The sequence below is a fragment of the Streptomyces sp. NPDC048297 genome (assembly GCF_043201585.1).
GTDB lineage: Bacteria > Actinomycetota > Actinomycetes > Streptomycetales > Streptomycetaceae > Streptomyces.
The window spans coordinates 59445-77226 of record NZ_JBICZA010000024.1 but is presented as its reverse complement, the minus strand read 5'-3'; the positions used below and the strand labels follow the sequence as shown (position 1 = coordinate 77226).

At 71.4% G+C, this 17782-nt stretch carries 15 protein-coding genes and 1 pseudogene; 12 read left to right on the top strand and 4 right to left on the bottom strand.

What is annotated here, in order from left to right:
• Positions 1 to 61: 61 nt before the first annotated feature.
• Positions 62 to 2290: a protein kinase gene (locus ACGFYV_RS24915; protein ID WP_393880654.1), complete on the top strand. Its 2229-nt coding sequence runs from the start codon at positions 62 to 64 to the stop codon at positions 2288 to 2290.
• Between the two features lie 64 nt (positions 2291 to 2354).
• Here ACGFYV_RS24915 and ACGFYV_RS24910 read toward each other — a convergent pair whose 3' ends face one another.
• Positions 2355 to 3104: an SLATT domain-containing protein gene (locus ACGFYV_RS24910; RefSeq protein WP_393880653.1), complete on the bottom strand. Its 750-nt coding sequence runs from the start codon at positions 3102 to 3104 to the stop codon at positions 2355 to 2357.
• Positions 3105 to 3498: 394 nt separating this feature from the next.
• On the opposite strand from ACGFYV_RS24910, the gene ACGFYV_RS24905 reads away from it, so the two are divergent.
• From ACGFYV_RS24905 to ACGFYV_RS24865, 9 genes are all read left to right on the top strand, one after another.
• A complete protein-coding gene (locus tag ACGFYV_RS24905; RefSeq protein ID WP_393880652.1) occupies positions 3499 to 3840 on the top strand; it encodes a YbaB/EbfC family nucleoid-associated protein in 342 nt (113 codons plus the stop codon).
• A gap of 122 nt (positions 3841 to 3962) precedes the next feature.
• Positions 3963 to 4562, top strand: coding sequence for a recombination mediator RecR (recR, locus tag ACGFYV_RS24900; RefSeq protein ID WP_393880651.1), 600 nt, complete (start codon positions 3963 to 3965; stop codon positions 4560 to 4562).
• A complete protein-coding gene (locus ACGFYV_RS24895) occupies positions 4555 to 5214 on the top strand; it encodes a DUF5063 domain-containing protein (RefSeq protein WP_393880650.1) in 660 nt (219 codons plus the stop codon). The genes recR and ACGFYV_RS24895 overlap by 8 nt, the downstream gene beginning before the upstream one ends.
• Positions 5215 to 5380: 166 nt before the next feature.
• On the top strand, positions 5381 to 6133 hold the full coding sequence (locus ACGFYV_RS24890) for a helix-turn-helix domain-containing protein (protein ID WP_393880708.1): 753 nt from the start codon (positions 5381 to 5383) through the stop codon (positions 6131 to 6133).
• Positions 6130 to 6444, top strand: a complete 315-nt coding sequence (locus ACGFYV_RS24885; RefSeq protein ID WP_393880649.1) for a DUF397 domain-containing protein — start codon at positions 6130 to 6132, stop codon at positions 6442 to 6444. The genes ACGFYV_RS24890 and ACGFYV_RS24885 overlap by 4 nt, the downstream gene beginning before the upstream one ends.
• A gap of 152 nt (positions 6445 to 6596) precedes the next feature.
• Entirely contained in the window at positions 6597 to 7874 is a 1278-nt protein-coding gene (locus tag ACGFYV_RS24880) for an aspartate kinase (RefSeq protein ID WP_393880648.1), read from the top strand.
• The gene (locus tag ACGFYV_RS24875) at positions 7874 to 8953 is read left to right on the top strand and encodes an aspartate-semialdehyde dehydrogenase (protein ID WP_393880647.1); all 1080 of its coding nucleotides are present in this window, start codon (positions 7874 to 7876) and stop codon (positions 8951 to 8953) included. Before ACGFYV_RS24880 ends, ACGFYV_RS24875 begins: the two co-directional genes overlap by 1 nt.
• A 473-nt stretch (positions 8954 to 9426) precedes the next feature.
• The gene (locus ACGFYV_RS24870; protein ID WP_393880707.1) at positions 9427 to 10011 is read left to right on the top strand and encodes a SigE family RNA polymerase sigma factor; all 585 of its coding nucleotides are present in this window, start codon (positions 9427 to 9429) and stop codon (positions 10009 to 10011) included.
• Positions 10008 to 11306: a hypothetical protein gene (locus ACGFYV_RS24865; protein WP_393880646.1), complete on the top strand. Its 1299-nt coding sequence runs from the start codon at positions 10008 to 10010 to the stop codon at positions 11304 to 11306. Before ACGFYV_RS24870 ends, ACGFYV_RS24865 begins: the two co-directional genes overlap by 4 nt.
• Here the strand turns inward: ACGFYV_RS24865 and ACGFYV_RS24860 are convergent.
• Positions 11279 to 12127, bottom strand: a complete 849-nt coding sequence (locus tag ACGFYV_RS24860; RefSeq protein ID WP_393880645.1) for an SURF1 family protein — start codon at positions 12125 to 12127, stop codon at positions 11279 to 11281. The two genes, ACGFYV_RS24865 and ACGFYV_RS24860, sit on opposite strands and share 28 nt — an antisense overlap.
• 260 nt (positions 12128 to 12387) lie before the next feature.
• Positions 12388 to 12737: pseudogene (locus ACGFYV_RS24855) on the bottom strand (hypothetical protein).
• Between the two features lie 216 nt (positions 12738 to 12953).
• Between ACGFYV_RS24855 and ACGFYV_RS24850 the strand changes: the two are divergent.
• Positions 12954 to 13583: a class I SAM-dependent methyltransferase gene (locus ACGFYV_RS24850; RefSeq protein WP_393880644.1), complete on the top strand. Its 630-nt coding sequence runs from the start codon at positions 12954 to 12956 to the stop codon at positions 13581 to 13583.
• 374 nt (positions 13584 to 13957) lie between these two features.
• Positions 13958 to 15751 carry a S9 family peptidase gene (locus ACGFYV_RS24845; protein ID WP_393880643.1) on the top strand — a complete coding sequence of 598 codons (1794 nt, stop codon included), beginning with the start codon at positions 13958 to 13960 and terminating at the stop codon, positions 15749 to 15751.
• Positions 15752 to 15824: 73 nt separating this feature from the next.
• Here ACGFYV_RS24845 and ACGFYV_RS24840 read toward each other — a convergent pair whose 3' ends face one another.
• A complete protein-coding gene (locus ACGFYV_RS24840) occupies positions 15825 to 17744 on the bottom strand; it encodes an NAD-binding protein (protein ID WP_393880642.1) in 1920 nt (639 codons plus the stop codon).
• Positions 17745 to 17782: the final 38 nt, after the last annotated feature.

Genomic DNA, 17782 nt, shown 5'->3' with positions numbered 1-17782 from the left:
GCATTATTCTCGGTCAGGCGCACACCTATGGGGTGCGCGCTCGGGGGAAGGCGGGGCGGGCGTGGAGAAGCTGGGACCGGGGGATCCGCCGCGCATCGGCGCGTACCGGCCGCTGGCGCGGCTGGGCGCGGGCGGGATGGGGCACGTGTATCTGGCCCGCTCGGAGCGGGGCCGTACCGTCGCCGTGAAGCTGGTCCGGCCGGAGCTGGCCGCGCAGGAGGAGTTCCGGGCGCGGTTCCGGCAGGAGGTGCGGGCCGCGCGCGAGGTCGGCGGCCACTGGACCGCCCCCGTGCTGGACGCGGACACCGAGGCGGAGGTGCCGTGGGTGGCGACCGGCTACGTGGCCGGACCGAGCCTGCAGCAGATCGTCGGCCACGACCACGGGGCGCTGCCCGAACGCTCGGTCCGCATCCTCGCGGCCGGTCTCGCGCACGCGCTGAAGGACATCCACGCGGCCGGGATCGTGCACCGGGACCTGAAGCCCTCCAACGTCCTCGTGACCATCGACGGGCCACGGGTGATCGACTTCGGGATCGCGCGGGCGCTGGAGACGGCGTCGGGCGACGGGCTCACCCGTACCGGTTCGCTGGTCGGGTCGCCCGGCTTCATGGCGCCCGAGCAGGTGCGCGGGGACCGGGTCACCGCGGCCTGCGACGTGTTCTGCCTGGGCTCGGTCCTGGCCTACGCCGCCACCGGCGCGCTGCCCTTCGGGGGCTCGGACAGCGGCGTCCACGCCGTGATGTTCCGGATCGCGCAGGAGGAGCCCGACCTGGAGGGGATGCCGGAGGGCATGGCCGACCTGGTGCGCGAGTGCCTACGGAAATCCCCCGCCGCCCGCCCCACCCTGGACCACATCCTCGACCTCACGGGCGCCGGCGACACCGTCTCCGACGGCCGCTCCCACGACCCCTGGCTTCCCAGCGCCCTGGTCGCCCAACTGGGCCGCCACGCCATCCAACTCCTCAACACCGAAACCCCCACCTCCACCACCCCGCCCCCGGCACACCCGACCCCCACCGCCCCGGCGTCCACGCCCGCGCCCTTCACCGGACCTGGCCCCGGACACCCGACCCCCACCGCCCCGGCGTCCACGCCCGCGCTGCCCACCGGGCCTGGCCCCGGACACCCGACTCCCACCGCCCCGGCTTCCACGCCCGCGCCCTTCGCCGGGCCTGGTCCCGGACACCCGACTCCCACCGCCCCGGCTTCCACGCCCGCGCCCTTCACCGGGCCTGGCCCCGGACACCCGACTCCCACCGCCCCGGCGTCCACGCCCGCGCCCTTCACCGGGCCTGGCCCCGCACACCCGACCCCCACCACGCCGGCCTCCACGCCCGCGCTGCCCACCGGACCTGGTCCCGCGCACTCAACCCCCACCGCCCCGGCGTCCACGCCCGCGCCCTTCACCGGGCCTGGCCCCGCACACCCCACCCCCACCGCACCCGTCCCCACGCCCCCGACCCCCACGGTCATCGCGCCCACCCCCGCCCCCGCGCACCCGTCCGCTCCCGCGCCCGCGCGCGCTCCCGCAGTCGCCAACGGCGGGTACCCCCCACAGGGGCCACCGGCACCCGACAACGCAATCCGCACGGGTGGTGCGGGTGGGAACCCGAACCCGGCCGGAGGCCGGGTGCCCACCCACACACCCGCACCCGCAAACGCACCCGCAAACGCACACCCCTACCGCACCCCCCAGCCCTACCGCACCCCCCACCCCTACCCGTACCACCCCTACAACTTCCCCCCACGCCCCCCTGAGCGCAGAAACACCCGCTCCACCATCCTCCTGATCCTCGTCGCCCTCGTCGTCGCCCTGGGCGCCGGCGGCTCCGTCTACGCCCTCATGCAGCAGCACGCCGACGACCACGGATCCGGCACCCCGACCACCCCCACCACCCAGCCCCCCACCAAATCCAACACCCCCGCCCCCAAGAACGGCGCGATCCCCGAGTCCTACCTCGGCACCTGGACCACCACGATCGACGGCGCCGACGGCACCAGCACCCGGCAACTGACCATCACGCAGGGCCACGTGGGCGACAAGGTCCTCACCCTCGTCGCCGACGGCCCCACCGGCGGCGGCTCCTACCACTGCGTGTTCGAGGCGACTCTGTCCGAACGCCCCACCGGTGACGGCCCGTTGGAGATCGGCCCGTCCACCGTCAGCTCCGGACAGCCCGCCTCCTCCTGCTCTCCAGGCGAGCCGACGGAGGTCACCCTGCTCCCGGACGGACAGCTGAAGCGCGCGAAGAAGTCCGGCGGCGAGAGCCTGACGTACACCAGACAGTGACCCGAAGACAGCGACCGAGCTGAACCGGACCCGAGCCGAACACCAACCGGAACCCAGCGGAGCGTCACCGCGGCTCCGGCGGCCGCTGCCGCGGCATGTTCGGCCGGGTGCCGTTCGCCGAGGAGAGCGGGAACCGCCCCGCCGACCCTCCCGACTCCGACCGCGCCCCGGACGTCACCGCCGCCTGGATCCCGAGCGGCGCCGCCCCGGTACGGAACTCCACCATCCAGTCCGCCGTCTCCAGGCGGACGAGATCGGTGACGTCCTCGGAGAACTTCCGCAGCACCCCGAGACACCGCTCGGCGGCCTCGCTCGCCGTCCCCTCGGCCGGCCCGAGAACCTCTCGTACGCACTCGGACGCCCAGTCGAACTGCAGCGCCTGCAGCCGCCGTTGCACGGCCTGCGCGGTGGCCACGTCCCGCATCCAGCCGGACGTGACCCCGAGGCAGCGGTCGACGGCGACACAGGCCACGGCGACGAGCAGGGCCAGATAGCCCCAGGGCGCGACCCCGCCGACCACCCGCGTGAGGTCCAGCAGCGGCAGCGCGGCCCCGACGACCGCTCCCGCCGCCGCCCCGCCCCGCAGCGCCCGCGCACCGCGCCGCTTCCACACCCGGTCCTCCAGGTACCAGGACGCGGTCTGCAGCGCCCCGCGCTCCACCCACCGGTACAGCTCGTCCAGCCGCTCGGCCGGCTCGCCCCAGTCGCCGAGCGGCAGGGACCGCCCGGTCAGATCGCCCGGCCGCAGCCCGGCCGCACCCTCGCCCCACCCGTCCTGAGGCGGACCCTCGGGCTGCATCTCCGGCTGACCCACCCGGCACTCCCTACTGACACGACACCGAACTCGACACCCGGTACACGGGACGGAAAACGGCACACAACACGGCACACGACACGGCACACAACACGGCACATACGGCACACACGGCACAGAGCACAGCACGGAACACGGCACGGAACCACGCATCGGACGTGGTCGCTCACACTGCGTGACATTGGATGCCGACGTGCGGCCCCCTTCCTACCGCCCAATGGGTGGCGGGGAAGACCCTTTCCCGGCTTTTCCGCCCGTAAGGGGGTGTTGATCAGGTATAGACACGGTGACGTTCTCACTCGAAAGAGTGGCGGAGCGACGGTCGCGTAGACCACGTAGGCTCGTGCACAACGGAGAAGCAGCCGAGAGTGCACGAGGAAACCAGGAGCTGATCGTGATCCCCGGTGGTGGCCAGCCCAACATGCAGCAGTTGCTTCAGCAGGCCCAGAAGATGCAGCAGGACCTGCAGCGGGCGCAGGAGGAACTGGCGAACACGGAGGTCGACGGGCAGGCGGGCGGCGGTCTGGTGCAGGCCACCGTGACCGGTTCCGGCGAGCTGCGCGCGCTGAAGATCGACCCGAAGGCGGTGGACCCGGAGGACACCGAGACCCTCGCCGACCTGATCGTGGCGGCCGTCCAGGCGGCCAACGCGAACGCGCAGAGCCTCCAGCAGCAGAAACTGGGCCCGCTGGCACAGGGCCTGGGCGGCGGCGGTATCCCCGGCCTGCCGTTCTGACGCGGGCCTGATCCGCTGACCGTTCGGGTGTTCGCCACCTGTGCGACACCCCCGCCGCCTTCCTAGGACAGGCGGCAGCCAACTACGGTACGTACCGAAAGGTCTCCAGGAAGGGCAGTCCGGTGTACGAAGGCGTGGTCCAGGACCTCATCGACGAGCTGGGGCGGCTGCCCGGCGTCGGTCCGAAGAGCGCGCAGCGGATCGCTTTTCACATCCTCCAGGCGGAGCCGACGGACGTGAAGCGGCTCGCGCAGGCCCTCCTGGAAGTGAAGGCGAAGGTCCGTTTCTGCGCGACCTGCGGCAACGTGGCGCAGGAAGAGCTGTGCAACATCTGCCGCGACCCGCGCCGCGACCCCACGGTCATCTGCGTGGTCGAGGAGCCCAAGGACGTCGTGGCGATCGAGCGCACCCGCGAGTTCCGGGGCCGCTACCACGTGCTCGGCGGCGCGATCAGCCCGATCGAGGGCGTCGGCCCGGACGACCTGCGGATAAGGGAGCTGCTCGCCCGGCTGGCCGACGGCACGGTCACCGAGCTGATCCTCGCCACGGACCCCAACCTCGAGGGCGAGGCGACGGCGACGTACCTCGCCCGCATGATCAAGCCCATGGGCCTGAAGGTCACCCGCCTGGCCAGCGGCCTCCCGGTGGGTGGCGACCTGGAATACGCGGACGAGGTCACCCTCGGCCGCGCCTTCGAGGGGAGACGACTCCTAGATGTCTGACGCCACGCTGCACGCCACGTCGCAGAACCCGGACGACTTCGCGGTCCAGGTCTCGGACCAGATCGAAAGCTTCCTGGTGGCCGTCACCGAGGTGGCGAGGGGCGACGAGCCCGGCTCGACGGTGCCCTTCCTGCTGCTGGAGATCTCCCAGCTGCTGCTGGCCGGCGGCCGTCTCGGCGCGCACGAGGACATCCTCCCCGACGAGCGCTACGAACCCGACCTGGGCCCGGAGCCGGACGTCGACGAGCTGCGCGAGAACCTGGCCCGGCTGCTGGAACCGGTGGACGTCTACTCCGAGGTCTTCGACCCGTACGAGCCCCGCAAGGCCCCCGTGCCCGCGCGGCTCTCCGACGACATCGCCGGCATCATCACCGACCTGCGCCACGGCATGGCCCACTACCGCTCGGGCCGCACCGCGGAGGCCCTGTGGTGGTGGCAGTTCTCCTACTTCTCCAACTGGGGCCCGACCGCCTCCGCCGTCCTGCGCGCCCTGCAGTCGGTCCTCATCCACGTCCGCCTCAACCAGCCCCTGGAGGAGCTGGACGGTCTCGACACCGACCAGGGCGTGGGCGACGAGACCCTGGAGATCGAGGCGGGCCGGGTGATGGCCGAGGAGATCGGCGCACCGCTCGGTATGCGCCAGGGGAAGTGACGCCTCCCGTTCCGAATTCGGTCACACGACGGCATACGGAACGCTACGCTCGGTAGCGAGCCGGAAAGGGTGCGCAAGGGGGCGCGCCCGGTCGGAGGTGGTGACCTTGTCGGGTACGGACAGCAACAACCAGCCGCCCGCCGCCTGGCGTTACAGCGGCGACCAGATGAAGCGCTGGCGCATCAAGGCGGACGTCAGCCGCGAGAAGCTGGCTTCCGCCGCCAACTACTCCACGGAGACCATCGCGTCGATGGAACGGGGGGTCCGCAGACCGACTCCTCGGGTGCTGGACGTGGCGGACGAACTGTGTGACGCACACGGGATGTTGAGCGCGGCGAAACCGTTCCTGAACCTGGAGCGGTTTCCGGCGCGGGCTCAGGACTTCATGGAGCGGGAGCGCGAGGCGACCAGCATCTGGTGGTACGAAGTCACGTACATCCCCGGCCTGTTGCAGACCCAGCGGTACGCGCGAGCGCTCATTGACAACCATGTCCCACCTCTTGACGAAGAGGTGGTGGAGGAGCGGATCGCGGCCCGAATGGAGCGACAGGCCATCCTCACGGCCCGGAAGCCGACGGTGGGTCTGAGCTTCGTTGTTTACGAAGCCGCCCTGTGCAGCCCCCAGGTGGACAAAGAACAGCTTCATCACCTGCTGGAGGCGTCTCGCCCTCGGAACGTCCTTGTGCAGGTGCTTCCTTTCGAGCGGGCCATCCCTGCGGCGCTCATGGGCCCCATGGTGTTGCTGGAGACCCGGGACCACGAGCGATTCGCCTTTACGGAAGGCGCGTTCGCCAGTGAGTTGTCGGCTGATCCGGGGGTTGTCAGCCGGGCGACCGAGCGGCTTAGCATGATCCGGACGCAGGCTCTCGGCCCCGACGAGTCGGCCCGTTTCATCGAGAGGATGGCGGATCAGCGATGAACGACCAATTGCAGTGGTTCAAGTCGAGCTACAGCGACAGCGAGGGCGGCAACTGCGTTGAGGTCGCCCTGAACTGGTTTAAGTCGAGCTACAGCGACTCCGAAGGCGGCGCTTGCGTCGAGGTCGCTCTGAACTGGTTCAAGTCGAGCCACAGCGACAACGAAGGCGGCGCCTGCGTCGAAGTGGCGGCCCTCTCCACCGCCGTCCACGTGCGTGACTCCAAGGTCCCCGCAGGCCCCGAGCTTCACGTGGCCGCGCCCACCTGGGCGGCGTTCGTCTCCACGGTTCGGCTGGTCGACCGGATCGTGTGACACGGCCCACTTCCGTGCGTGACGTGCCCCCGTCCGGGCATGTGAGCGTCCGGAACGGGCGGCCCGAATGTCTCACCATGCGGTATCGGACAGGGAAAATTCGGACGCTCGATAGACTGAGCCGACATAAACGAACCGAGCGAGGAGCGCACGTGGGCCTTGTCGTGCAGAAGTACGGAGGCTCCTCCGTAGCCGATGCCGAGGGCATCAAGCGCGTCGCCAAGCGGATCGTGGAAGCCAAGAAGAACGGCAACCAGGTGGTTGTCGTGGTCTCCGCGATGGGCGACACGACGGACGAGCTGATCGATCTCGCCGAGCAGGTATCGCCGATGCCTGCCGGGCGTGAGTTCGACATGCTGCTGACCGCCGGAGAGCGTATCTCCATGGCCCTGCTGGCCATGGCGATCAAAAACCTGGGCCACGAGGCCCAGTCGTTCACCGGCAGCCAGGCAGGCGTCATCACCGACTCGGTCCACAACAAAGCCCGGATCATCGACGTCACGCCCGGCCGCATCCGCACCGCGCTGGACGAGGGCAACATCGCCATCGTCGCCGGTTTCCAGGGCGTCAGCGCCGACAAGAAGGACATCACCACGCTGGGGCGCGGCGGGTCCGACACGACGGCCGTGGCGCTGGCCGCCGCGCTCGACGCCGAGGTCTGCGAGATCTACACCGACGTCGACGGCGTGTTCACCGCCGACCCGCGCGTGGTGAAGATGGCGAAGAAGATCGACTGGATCTCCTTCGAGGACATGCTGGAGCTCGCCGCCTCCGGCTCCAAGGTGCTGCTCCACCGCTGTGTGGAGTACGCCCGCCGTTACAACATCCCGATCCACGTCCGCTCGTCCTTCAGCGGGCTGCAGGGCACGTGGGTCAGCAGCGAGCCGATCGAGCAAGGGGACAAGAAGGTGGAGCAGGCCATCATCTCGGGTGTCGCGCACGACACCTCCGAGGCCAAGGTCACTGTCGTCGGTGTGCCGGACAAGCCGGGCGAGGCCGCCGCGATCTTCCGCGCCATCGCCGACGCGCAGATCAACATCGACATGGTCGTGCAGAACGTGTCCGCCGCGTCCACGGGCCTGACGGACATCTCCTTCACGCTGCCCAAGACCGAGGGCCGCAAGGCCATCGACGAGCTGGAGCGCAACAAGGGCGGCATCGGCTTCGACTCGCTGCGCTACGACGACCAGATCGGCAAGATCTCCCTGGTCGGCGCCGGTATGAAGACGAACCCGGGCGTCACCGCGACCTTCTTCGAGGCGCTCAGCGACGCCGGGGTCAACATCGAGCTGATCTCCACCTCGGAGATCCGTATCTCGGTCGTCACCCGTGGCGACGACGTCCCGGAGGCCGTGCGCGCCGTGCACTCCGCCTTCGGGCTCGACTCCGACTCCGACGAGGCCGTCGTCTACGGAGGAACCGGCCGCTGATGGCGTCGACCGGCAAGCCGGCACTCGCGGTCGTGGGAGCGACCGGAGCCGTCGGCGCGGTCATGCTCCAGATCCTGTCCCAGCGCGCGGACGTCTGGGGCGAGATCCGTCTGGTCGCCTCGCCGCGCTCGGCCGGCCGCAAGCTGACCGTGCGCGGCGAGGAGACCGAGGTCGTCGCGCTGAGCGAGGAGGCCTTCGACGGGATCGACGTCGCGATGTTCGACGTGCCCGACGAGGTCGCGGCCGAGTGGGCGCCGATCGCCGCCGCGCGCGGTGTGGTCGTCGTCGACAACTCGGCGGCCTTCCGCACGGACCCGGACGTGCCGCTCGTCGTCCCCGAGGTCAACGCGCACGCGGTGCGTACCCGGCCGCGCGGCATCGTCGCCAACCCCAACTGCACGACCCTGTCGATGATCGTCGCCCTGGGCGCGCTGCACGCCGAGTTCGGGCTGCGCGAGCTGGTCGTGTCGTCGTACCAGGCGGTGAGCGGCGCAGGACGGGCCGGGGTGGAGGCGCTGCGGGCCCAGCTGTCCCTGGTGGCCGGTACGGAGCTGGGGACCACTCCCGGCGACGTACGGCGGGCCGTGGGGGAGGACACCGGGCCCTTCCCGGAGCCGGTCGCGCTCAACGTCGTCCCGTGGGCCGGGTCGCTGCGCGAGGACGGCTGGTCGTCGGAGGAGATGAAGGTGCGGGACGAGTCCCGCAAGATCCTCGGACTGCCCCAGCTGCCGGTCGCCGTGACCTGTGTCCGGGTGCCGGTGATCACCACGCACTCGCTGACCGTCCACGCCCGCTTCCAGGGCGAGGTGAGCGTCGACGGCGCCCGCGAGATCCTCGCCACCGCCCCCGGGGTCGTCCTGTACGACGACCCGGCCGCCGGTGAGTTCCCCACCCCCGCCGACGTCGTGGGCACCGACCCCACCTGGGTCGGCCGGGTCCGGCGGGCCCTGGACGACCCGACCGCGCTGGAACTCTTCGTGTGCGGCGACAACCTGCGCAAGGGTGCCGCGCTCAACACCGCGCAGATCGCGGAGCTGGTGGCGACGGAGATCACAGGCGACGTCCAACCTCGCGGGTAAGACGTTTGTAGGATCATTTTAAGAACTGTGGCCGGAACCATGGTCCAAACCACTTGAACCCGCAACCACAGCAACAGAGGATTTCCCTCCCCGCCCCGCGCAACCGCGCGCAGGGCGGGGAGCGTCTTTGCGGTCACCCTCGGTGGGCTCCGAGTTCATCCGTGGTGGGACCGGGGCGTAAGGATCCTGGCGTGGGGACGCCATGGTCGGGGCGTGGGGACGCCCGTTCACATGGGACATAGGGGAAGAGCGGGGCGCATGGCGGCACTTGAGGCACCGTCGGTCGTCGCACGTGTGACGTCCGGCACGTACAACCCTTGCGGGGGTAAACGTGTCCAACCGGCGTGGCAGAGGTACTCGAACTCACCCCCGGACTCTTCGAGCAGGGGGTGTCCCCAGCGGCCGGCGGCGCCGCGGCTCTCCGGCCGTCCCGCGCGGCACACCGTCTGCGTGTCGCCGGCCCGGCCGGCGGCATGCCGGTGATCGCGCCCATGCCCGCGACGCGGCCCGCCCGCATACCCGGCCAGCGCGACGGCGCCGAGGACACCGCGCCCGCCGCGGTCGTCGGCACCACCGTCGACCACCTCACCGAGACCTACCGCGCGCACTACCGCTCGCTGCTCGGTCTCGCCGCCCTGCTGCTCGACGACACCGCCTCCTGCGAGGACGTCGTCCAGGAGGCGTTCATCCGGGTCCACTCGGCCCGCAAACGCGTCCGCGACCCCGAGAAGACCCTCGCCTACCTCAGGCAGACGGTCGTCAACCTCTCCCGCTCCGCCCTGCGCCGGCGCATCCTCGGTCTGAAGCTGCTCTCCAAGCCGATGCCCGACATGGCGAGCGCCGAGGAGGGCGCCTACGACTCGCTGGAGCGGCGCGACCTCATCAAGGCGATGAAGGGCCTGCAGCGCCGTCAGCGCGAGGTCCTCGTGCTGCGCTACTTCGCGGACATGACGGAGGCCCAGGTCGCCGAGACGCTCGGTGTCTCCCTCGGCTCGGTGAAGGCGTACGGCTCGCGGGGCATCGCCGCGCTGCGGATCGCCATGGAGGCGACCCGATGAGCGACAACTCCGAAGGGGGCGATCCTCACGAACGCCTCTCGCACGCCCGCCACGAGCCCTTCGCCTGGCGCGAGCCGACGAAGCGGCACGAGCACGACCACACGCCATCGCACGTTGGGAACGGAACTGTGAACCACGGCCCCGACGAGAAGGGCCCCGAGGGGCTCGGCGACAAGGGTTCCGAGGAACTCGGCCAGGGCCTCGACGGGCTCGACGGCCTCGAAGGGATCGGCTCGCTCGGCTCGCGCGACGGGCTTGGCGGGCTTGGCGGGCTCGACGGGCTCGCACCGGACGAGCAGGCGCTGCGCCGGCTGCTGCACTCGGCGGTCGACGACATCGAGCCGCGCACCGGCACCCTGGACCACCTGCGCCGGGCGGTGCCCGCACGCCGGGCCCGCAAGCGCCAGGCGGCCGTCGGCATGGCGGCGGCGGCCCTGTTCATCGGCACGGCGATCCCGGCCCTCGTGCACGTCTCGAACTCCGGCGGCTCCGACCCCAACACCGCCATGGCCGGCCAGTCCTCGGTCAGCGAGGGCGGCAACGGCCAGAGCAAGCACCCGGACGCCGCCGGCAGCGGCACGGGCGGCTCCCAGGGCCAGACCCCCGGCCCCGGCACGGACACCGGCACGCCCGACGCGTCGAGCAGCCCCGGTGCCGGCGAGACCGGTGCGAGCAGTGGCGCCGACCCGGCCGCCACCGCGACCGCGGGCGTCCTGGCCTGCACGTCGGCCCAGCTGGGTGCCACCGGCACCGCGACCGCCCCGGACACGGCGGGCGCCGTCTACGGCACCTTCCGCGTCACCAACGTCTCGGGCACCCCCTGCACGGTCTCCGGCGGGGTCACGGTCGGCGCCACGGCACAGGGCGCGGCCGACCAGACCAAGCTCGCCGTCTCCCAGCACATGGCCGGGGACCCGGCGGCCGGCCTGCCCGCCCCGACCGCGGCGGCCTCCAGCCTGGTCCTCCAGCCGGGCGGGGCCTACCAGGAGAAGTTCGCCTTCGTGCCCTCGCAGACCTGTCCGGCCACGGGCGGCACCAGCACCGGCGGTTCGGGCAGCGGCGGCCCCTCGCCCGACCCCTCGCCCTCGCAGGGCGCGAGCACGGGCGGCAGCGGCAGCACGGACCCCGGCACGTCGTCGGGCACCACCACCCAGCTCACCTTCGCGGAGGGGACGGCCGACGGCAGCGTCGTCGTCACCTACACCGGAGAGACGGGCGCCCCGTCGGCGACGGCGCTGGTGCCGAACGCGTGCGCGGGAACGGTGTACTACACCGGGGTGCTCGCGGCGTCGTAATTCTTCTCGGGGTCCTGCTCCGAGGGGTCCTGCTCCGAGGGGTCCTGCTCCGAGGGGTCCTGCTCCTGTACGAGGCCGAGTGCCGCGTCGCGCTGGAACTCCACCTCGCGGCGCAGCAGCCGGAACCACATGAAGAGCGTGAAGCCCGCGAAGACGAACCACTCACCGGTGTAGCCGAGGTTCTGGAACGCCTTCAGGTCCAGGCCGGTGCCCGCGGGCGCGGTCGCGGGCACGGCCTTCATGCCCGCGTCGGCCCTGTCGAGGGTCACCCACGCGTCGTACATCTTGTCCGGCACCAGGTTGACGAGCGAGGCCGGGCTGATCGCCGACGTCTGCCCCGCGGGCAGCCCGCCCTGGGCGCTGACGCCGTTGTCCCCGGGCGTCTCGGGCGCCTGGAGCGCGCCGGTGACGGTGACCTCGCCGGCGGGCGCGGCGGGCGCCTTCGACGCGTTCGCGGCGCCCGGGATCCAGCCCCGTACGACGGGCAGGGACGAGCCCGAAGCGGTGCGCAGCAGGGTCAGCACGTAGAAGCCGTTCCTGCCGTCCAGCTCCCGGCCGGGCACCAGCAGCTGCGTGCCGTACCGGCCGCTCGCGGTGACCCGCCGTCCCGAGGTGGTCTTGTCGACCGGCAGCAGGTCGGCCAGCGGCCGGGCGGCCTCGTCGCGGTCGGAGGCGGCCTGTTCGGTGGCGGTGCGATGTTCCTGCACCCGCCCCTCGAACCGGCCCAGCTGCCAGGACCCCATGAAGATGCAGAAGGGGATGGCGAGCAGCACGAAGACGTTGATGCCCCACCAGCGGGATGTCAGCAGAAACCGGTACACGCCCCCACGGTACGGCGCCGCCGTCGCCTTCCGGGGCGCGGGGCCGGAAAGTTATCCACAGGCTGGGCACAGTGGTCGGCGGATTGTGGGTGCGGCCAGGCACTATGGGGGCATGACTGGGGCGAAGAGTGAGAGCAGGACACCGGGCACACCGGACACGCCGGACTTGGGGACGCCTGTCCGGTCCCGCCGGGCATCCCTCGCTCTCCTCACGCGCTGACCCCGCCTCTCCGGTCCCTGACGGGGTTCTTCCCCCGACCTCAGTCAGGAGTGGTCGAGTACCGCTCGATGCTCGCACGGGCGCTCGACCGGTCGAGCAGGCTCAGCTCCCACGGTCCGGTGTTCACGTCGAAGTCCTTCCCGAACCCCACCCACTTGCCCGCCATGCGTCGGCCTGTCGGCTCGATCAGCATCTGAATGGCGCCGTGATAGCGGGCCCGGTACGGCCCGTGAACCGCTTCAGCGCCCGCGCGTACAGCGGACGGCATGTCCTGGTCTCCCCGGACTCCCAGCGTTGCACGAGTCGCTTGGAGGCGTCGTTGGGTTCGCCCAGCTCCTCACCCGCGCCGCGTAGGCCCTGAGCGAATTCGTCCTGGCTGAGGACTCGCAGGACGGCGGTCCGCTGGTCCTGGAACGGACGATCAAGGCCATCGAGGCGGCCGGGTTCGAGGTCGACCCCGACCAGTGGGGCATGGAGAGTGCGGCCGACTGCAACCAGTGCCACGCCGGATGCCACGACTCGCCCAAGTAGGGCCGAACAGCACATGAGTTGGGGGCTCATCCCCGTACGTTGGGGGTGGGCCCCGCTCCCGGAGAGGAACACCGCATGTCATTGGCTGAGTCCTGGGACAGGTACGCGGTCGGGAGTACGCCCCGTAGGGCCGAGAACGCCAAGGGAGATACGACCTGGCTGAACTGGACTCAGTACGCCGAGCACGGGCCGAACGAGAGTCTTCTAGGTCCTGTGGCCGGGCGCCGGGTGTTGGAACTCGGCTCGGGGAGCGGAAGCAACCTGGCACACCTGGTGACCCTCGGCGCGTCCGGTCTCGGGGTGGACATCGCCCCCGCCCGCGAGGCTGTGGCACGGGAGCACTGGGGTGATCTGCCGGGACTTGAGTTCCGGACGGCGGAGGCGACGGCGTTCCTGCGCGGGACGGACCAGACATTCGATGTCGTGCTCTCGATCTTCGGCGCCGTCTGGTTCGTCGATCCGGAGACTCTGCTCCCACTGATCCGGGCCCGCATGACAGCGGGTGGCATTCTGGCGTTCTCGCACCTGCCTGCCGGAAGTCGGAGTCCGCGACCAGGCAGGGCAGGTATGCGGCACGACCACAGCCCAACCGCATGGGAGCGACTCCTCACCGGCCACGGATTCACCGATGCTTCCGCATTCGTCATCGACCCGCCGGAAGGCAGGACTGTAGGCACGATGCTCGTTCGTGCGGTAGCTCCCTGACCCTTTCCGCCCGGACATGACGATGCCCCCGACACAGACGGGGTTCTGGATGACGCAGGCAACGGTGGCGGCTTTCCGCTTCCAGCAACAGTAACGATGTGCTTGTTGTTGTCCTCGACCCGGTCGAGGAGTTCGGAGAAGTAGCGGACCTCCCGGGATATCCGGTCGATACGCGGGAAAGCCAGCGCGTCCCATTCATCCATGCGCTCGGTTATCCAGGGGCCGAGCTGTGGCCGCGAAGATTCTCAGGAATTACTTGAGTTCTAGCCCGTTCCATGGTTTCGACCTAGCGATCAAAATGCGTGAAAGAATGCGGGGTTTAGCGTTTCCGAAACCCGTTCTTGGCAGGTCGCGCCATTTGGTTGAATAGAGGCATGACGACTGATGCAGCCATGCCCGACTGGGAGAAGCGGTTCCGAGCACCTCGCGTCTCGCTGCCCGACTGGGCAGAGGACGCCCCCGACCGCAGCCTGTTCGTGTCGAACGCGACCGGCACGTACGAGATCTACGCGTGGGACCGGAAGACCGGCGAACAGCGGCAGGTCACCAACCGGCCCAACGGCACCACGGACGGCACGCTCTCCCCGGACGGGGCGTGGATCTGGTGGTTCGACGACAAGGACGGCGACGAGTTCGGGATCTGGCGCCGCCAGCCCTTCGGCGGCGGTCCGGACGAGCCGGCCGTCCCCGGTCTCGACCCCTCCTACCCGGCGGGCCTGGCCCTGGCGCGTGACGGCCGCACGGCGGTCGTCGGCCGCTCGACCGACGAGGACGGTACGACGATCCATCTCGCCCGCGAGGGCGAGGACCCGGTGGAGATCTACCGGCACCGCGAGTCGGCCGGCGTCGGCGACCTCTCCCACGACGGCTCGCTGATCGCCGTCGAGCACACCGAGCACGGCGACGCCATGCACTCGGCGCTGCGTGTCCTGCGCCCGGACGGCACGACGGTCGCCGAGCTGGACGACACCAAGGGCGGTGCCGAGGAACTGGGCCTGGAGGTCCTGGGCTTCGCCCCCGTCACCGGTGACACCCGGCTGCTCATCGGCCACCAGCGCCGTGGCCACTGGGAGCCGCTGGTGTGGGACGTGGCGACCGGCGAGGAGACGGACCTGTCCCTGGACCTGCCCGGTGACGTCGGCGCCGAGTGGTACCCGGACGGCAGCGCCCTGCTCGTCGCCCACAGCCAGGAGGCCCGCAGCGAGCTGTTCCGCTACGACCTCGCGGGCCACGAGCTGACCCGTATCCCCACCCCGCCCGGCACGGTCTCCGGGGCGAGTGCCCGGCCCGACGGCAGCGTGGAGTACCTGTGGTCGTCGGCCGCCGAGCCGCCGGTGGTCCGCTCGACGGCGGGCGGTGTGGTCCTGGACCCTCCGGGCATGGCGTGCCCGCCCTCCGTGTCCGTGGAGGACGTGTGGGTGGAGGGCCCCGGCGGCCGCATCCACGCCCTCGTCCAGAAGCCGGCCGGCGCGACCGGCCCCCTTCCCACCGTCTTCGACCTGCACGGCGGTCCGACCTGGCACGACAGCGACTCGTTCGCCGCGGGCCCGGCCGCCTGGGTCGACCAGGGCTACGCGGTGGTCCGCGTCAACTACCGCGGCTCCACGGGCTACGGCCGCGCCTGGACGGACGCCCTCAAGCACCGGGTCGGCCTGATCGAGCTGGAGGACGTGGCGGCCGTCCGCGCGTGGGCGATCGACTCCGGCCTCGCCGACCCCGACCGCCTGGTCCTCACCGGCGGCTCCTGGGGCGGCTACCTCACCCTCCTCGGCATCGGCACCCAGCCCGACGCCTGGACGGTGGGCATCGCCGTCGTGCCGGTCGCGGACTACGTCACCGCGTACCACGACGAGATGGAAGCCCTGAAGGCCATGGACCGCACCCTGCTGGGCGGCACCCCCGAGGAGGTTCCCGAACGCTTCGAGGCCTCCTCCCCGCTGACCTACGTCGACCAGGTCAAGGCCCCCGTCTACATCTCCGCGGGCGTCAACGACCCCCGCTGCCCCATCCGCCAGATCGACAACTACGTCAAGCGCCTGGAATCCCGCGGCGCCCCCCACGAGGTCTACCGCTACGACGCCGGCCACGGCTCCCTGGTCGTGGACGAACGCATCAAGCAGGTCCGCCTGGAAATGGAGTTCGCGGAGCGGCACCTGCCCCGGCCGTAAGGAGCGTCCGCGCACCTGCCCCGGCCGTATGGAGCGTCCGCGCGTGGCCCTGGGTGGACCCCAGGGCCACGGGTCAGGTCAGTTCGGCCAGGCCCCGGCGGGTGGCGGCGACCACGACACGGTCGTCCTTGGTCAGCACATGATCGCCGCGGACGTCCGGGCGCCCCTCCAGGGCCAGCACCCGGAACGCGCCCGCGCGGAAGGCGTCCCGCACGGTCCGGCCCTCCAGCTCCGGGTTCCCGGCCACCTCGACCGAGGCGAACAGCAGCACCCGCCGCTCCACGGGAACCGCCCCCAGGATCCGCCGCCCCAGCATCGCCCCGGCGAACGCGGGCGTGGACATGTGGGACACGCTCCTGCTGCGGGTCGACGCCTGGGGGTGCGCGGCACGCAGGGTGCGGTACACCGCGGTCGCGAAGTCGTCGTCGTACAGCCGCAGCACCACCCGCAGATCGGGCCGCACGGACCGCGCGTACAGCACGGCCTCCAGATTCGTCGTGTCCGCGCTGGTCACCGCGAGCAGCGCGTGGGCGCGATGGATCTTCGCGGCCTCCAGCACGCCCTCCTGCGTGACGTCCCCGAGCACCACCGGCACCCGCAGCCGCCGCGCCGTCGCGAGTCCCCGCGCGTCCGGGTCGGACTCCACGCACACCACGGGGACGTGCAGTTCCCGCAGCCGGGTCAGCACGCGGGTGCCGATCTTCCCCAGCCCCAGCAGCACCACGTGTCCGCCCAGTCCGCGGGGCGGTTTCCGCAGCGTGGAGGCCGTGCGGAAGGTACCCAGCGCCTCCAGCACGGCGGCCAGCAGGACCGGCAGCAGCAGCAACCCCATGAGCCCGGACAGCAGTTGCAGGATCTGCCGCCCGAGGGACTTGCCGAGCGCCGGGTCGTCGATCGCGAACATGTCCAGCAGCGTCAGATAGAAGGCCCCCAGCGGATGGATGCCGGTGACCGCCCACAGCGCGACGGCGAGCGCGCCCACGCACCCCACGAGCCCGGCCAGCGACCAGCGCAGCCGCCGCGAGAACAGCGAGGCGAGCGGCGGCACCGCGCCCACCCCGCGCGCGGTGGTCGCCGAGGCCGCGGCGCCGGCGTCGGAGACCTGCTCCAGGACGACGGAGGGGCGCCCGAGGGCCTGGCTCACCTCCTCGTCGTCCGGGAGCAGCCGGGGCCCGTGCTCCCTGCCGTCCTCGACCGTGGACAGCAGGGCGAGGGTGCACAGCCCGGGGTCGGTGACGAGGCCGCCCGGGGGCGGGGTCCGTTCCACGGCCCGCAGCAGCAGACCCTCGGTCTGGACGACCTTGCTGGTGCCGGCGACGGCGGTCGCGGCGAGCGCGGGCGCGGCGGTGTCGGCGTCGGACAGGACGGTCGTGGAGGCCTCCAGGGTGTCCTCCTCGCCGTCCCCGGCGGCCAACGCGGCTGCCTGGTCGAGGAGTTCCTCGATGTGCTGACCCAACCGCCGGTTGTAGAGCCGCAGGACGAGGCGCAGGCGCGGGTTGAGCCGGCGGGCGGTGAGCGCGGCGCGGATGTTGGTCTCGTCGTCGTCGTACACGAGGGCGAGCGCGGCGGCCCGTTCCACACCGGCCTCGGCGAGGACGGCCTCGGTGGGCAGGGAGGCCTCCAACACGCGCTCGCCGTCGCCCCGTTGCCCACCGCTGCCGGCGCTGCCCGAGGTCCCGCCGCTTCCTCCGCTGCCGCTGCTGCCACTGCCGCCGCTTCCGCTTCTGCCGCTTCCGCTTCCGCTTCCGCTTCTGCCGTGCCCGGGGCCGCCGCTCGGGGGTGTGGTGGTGTTCCCGTTGCCGCCGCCCCTCCCGACCGTCGCGCTGACCACCCGGTCGAACAGCGACGCCGAGGCGGACCGGGCCCGCCCGACCACCGGGGGCCGCGCGGTTCCCTCGTGCGGGGGTACGACGAGGACGACCTGCTCGCGGTAGACACCGCGCAACTCGGCCGTCAGCCGGTGCGCGAGTCCGTCGTCGCCGCACACCACCATGTGCGCCGACGTGTCACTGGGTCCACCTTGGTACGGAA

Excerpts from the sequence above, each read along its gene's own strand:
- ACGFYV_RS24890 (WP_393880708.1), top strand. The coding sequence starts at position 5,381 with ATGAAGCGCTGGCGCATCAAGGCGGACGTCAGCCGCGAGAAGCTGGCT.
- ACGFYV_RS24885 (WP_393880649.1), top strand. The coding sequence starts at position 6,130 with ATGAACGACCAATTGCAGTGGTTCAAGTCGAGCTACAGCGACAGCGAG.
- ACGFYV_RS24850 (WP_393880644.1), top strand. The coding sequence starts at position 12,954 with ATGTCATTGGCTGAGTCCTGGGACAGGTACGCGGTCGGGAGTACGCCC.
- ACGFYV_RS24845 (WP_393880643.1), top strand. The coding sequence starts at position 13,958 with ATGACGACTGATGCAGCCATGCCCGACTGGGAGAAGCGGTTCCGAGCA.
- ACGFYV_RS24895 (WP_393880650.1), top strand. The coding sequence starts at position 4,555 with ATGTCTGACGCCACGCTGCACGCCACGTCGCAGAACCCGGACGACTTC.
- ACGFYV_RS24875 (WP_393880647.1), top strand. The coding sequence starts at position 7,874 with ATGGCGTCGACCGGCAAGCCGGCACTCGCGGTCGTGGGAGCGACCGGA.
- ACGFYV_RS24840 (WP_393880642.1), bottom strand. The coding sequence starts at position 17,744 with ATGGTGGTGTGCGGCGACGACGGACTCGCGCACCGGCTGACGGCCGAG.
- ACGFYV_RS24870 (WP_393880707.1), top strand. The coding sequence starts at position 9,427 with ATGCCGGTGATCGCGCCCATGCCCGCGACGCGGCCCGCCCGCATACCC.
- ACGFYV_RS24865 (WP_393880646.1), top strand. The coding sequence starts at position 10,008 with ATGAGCGACAACTCCGAAGGGGGCGATCCTCACGAACGCCTCTCGCAC.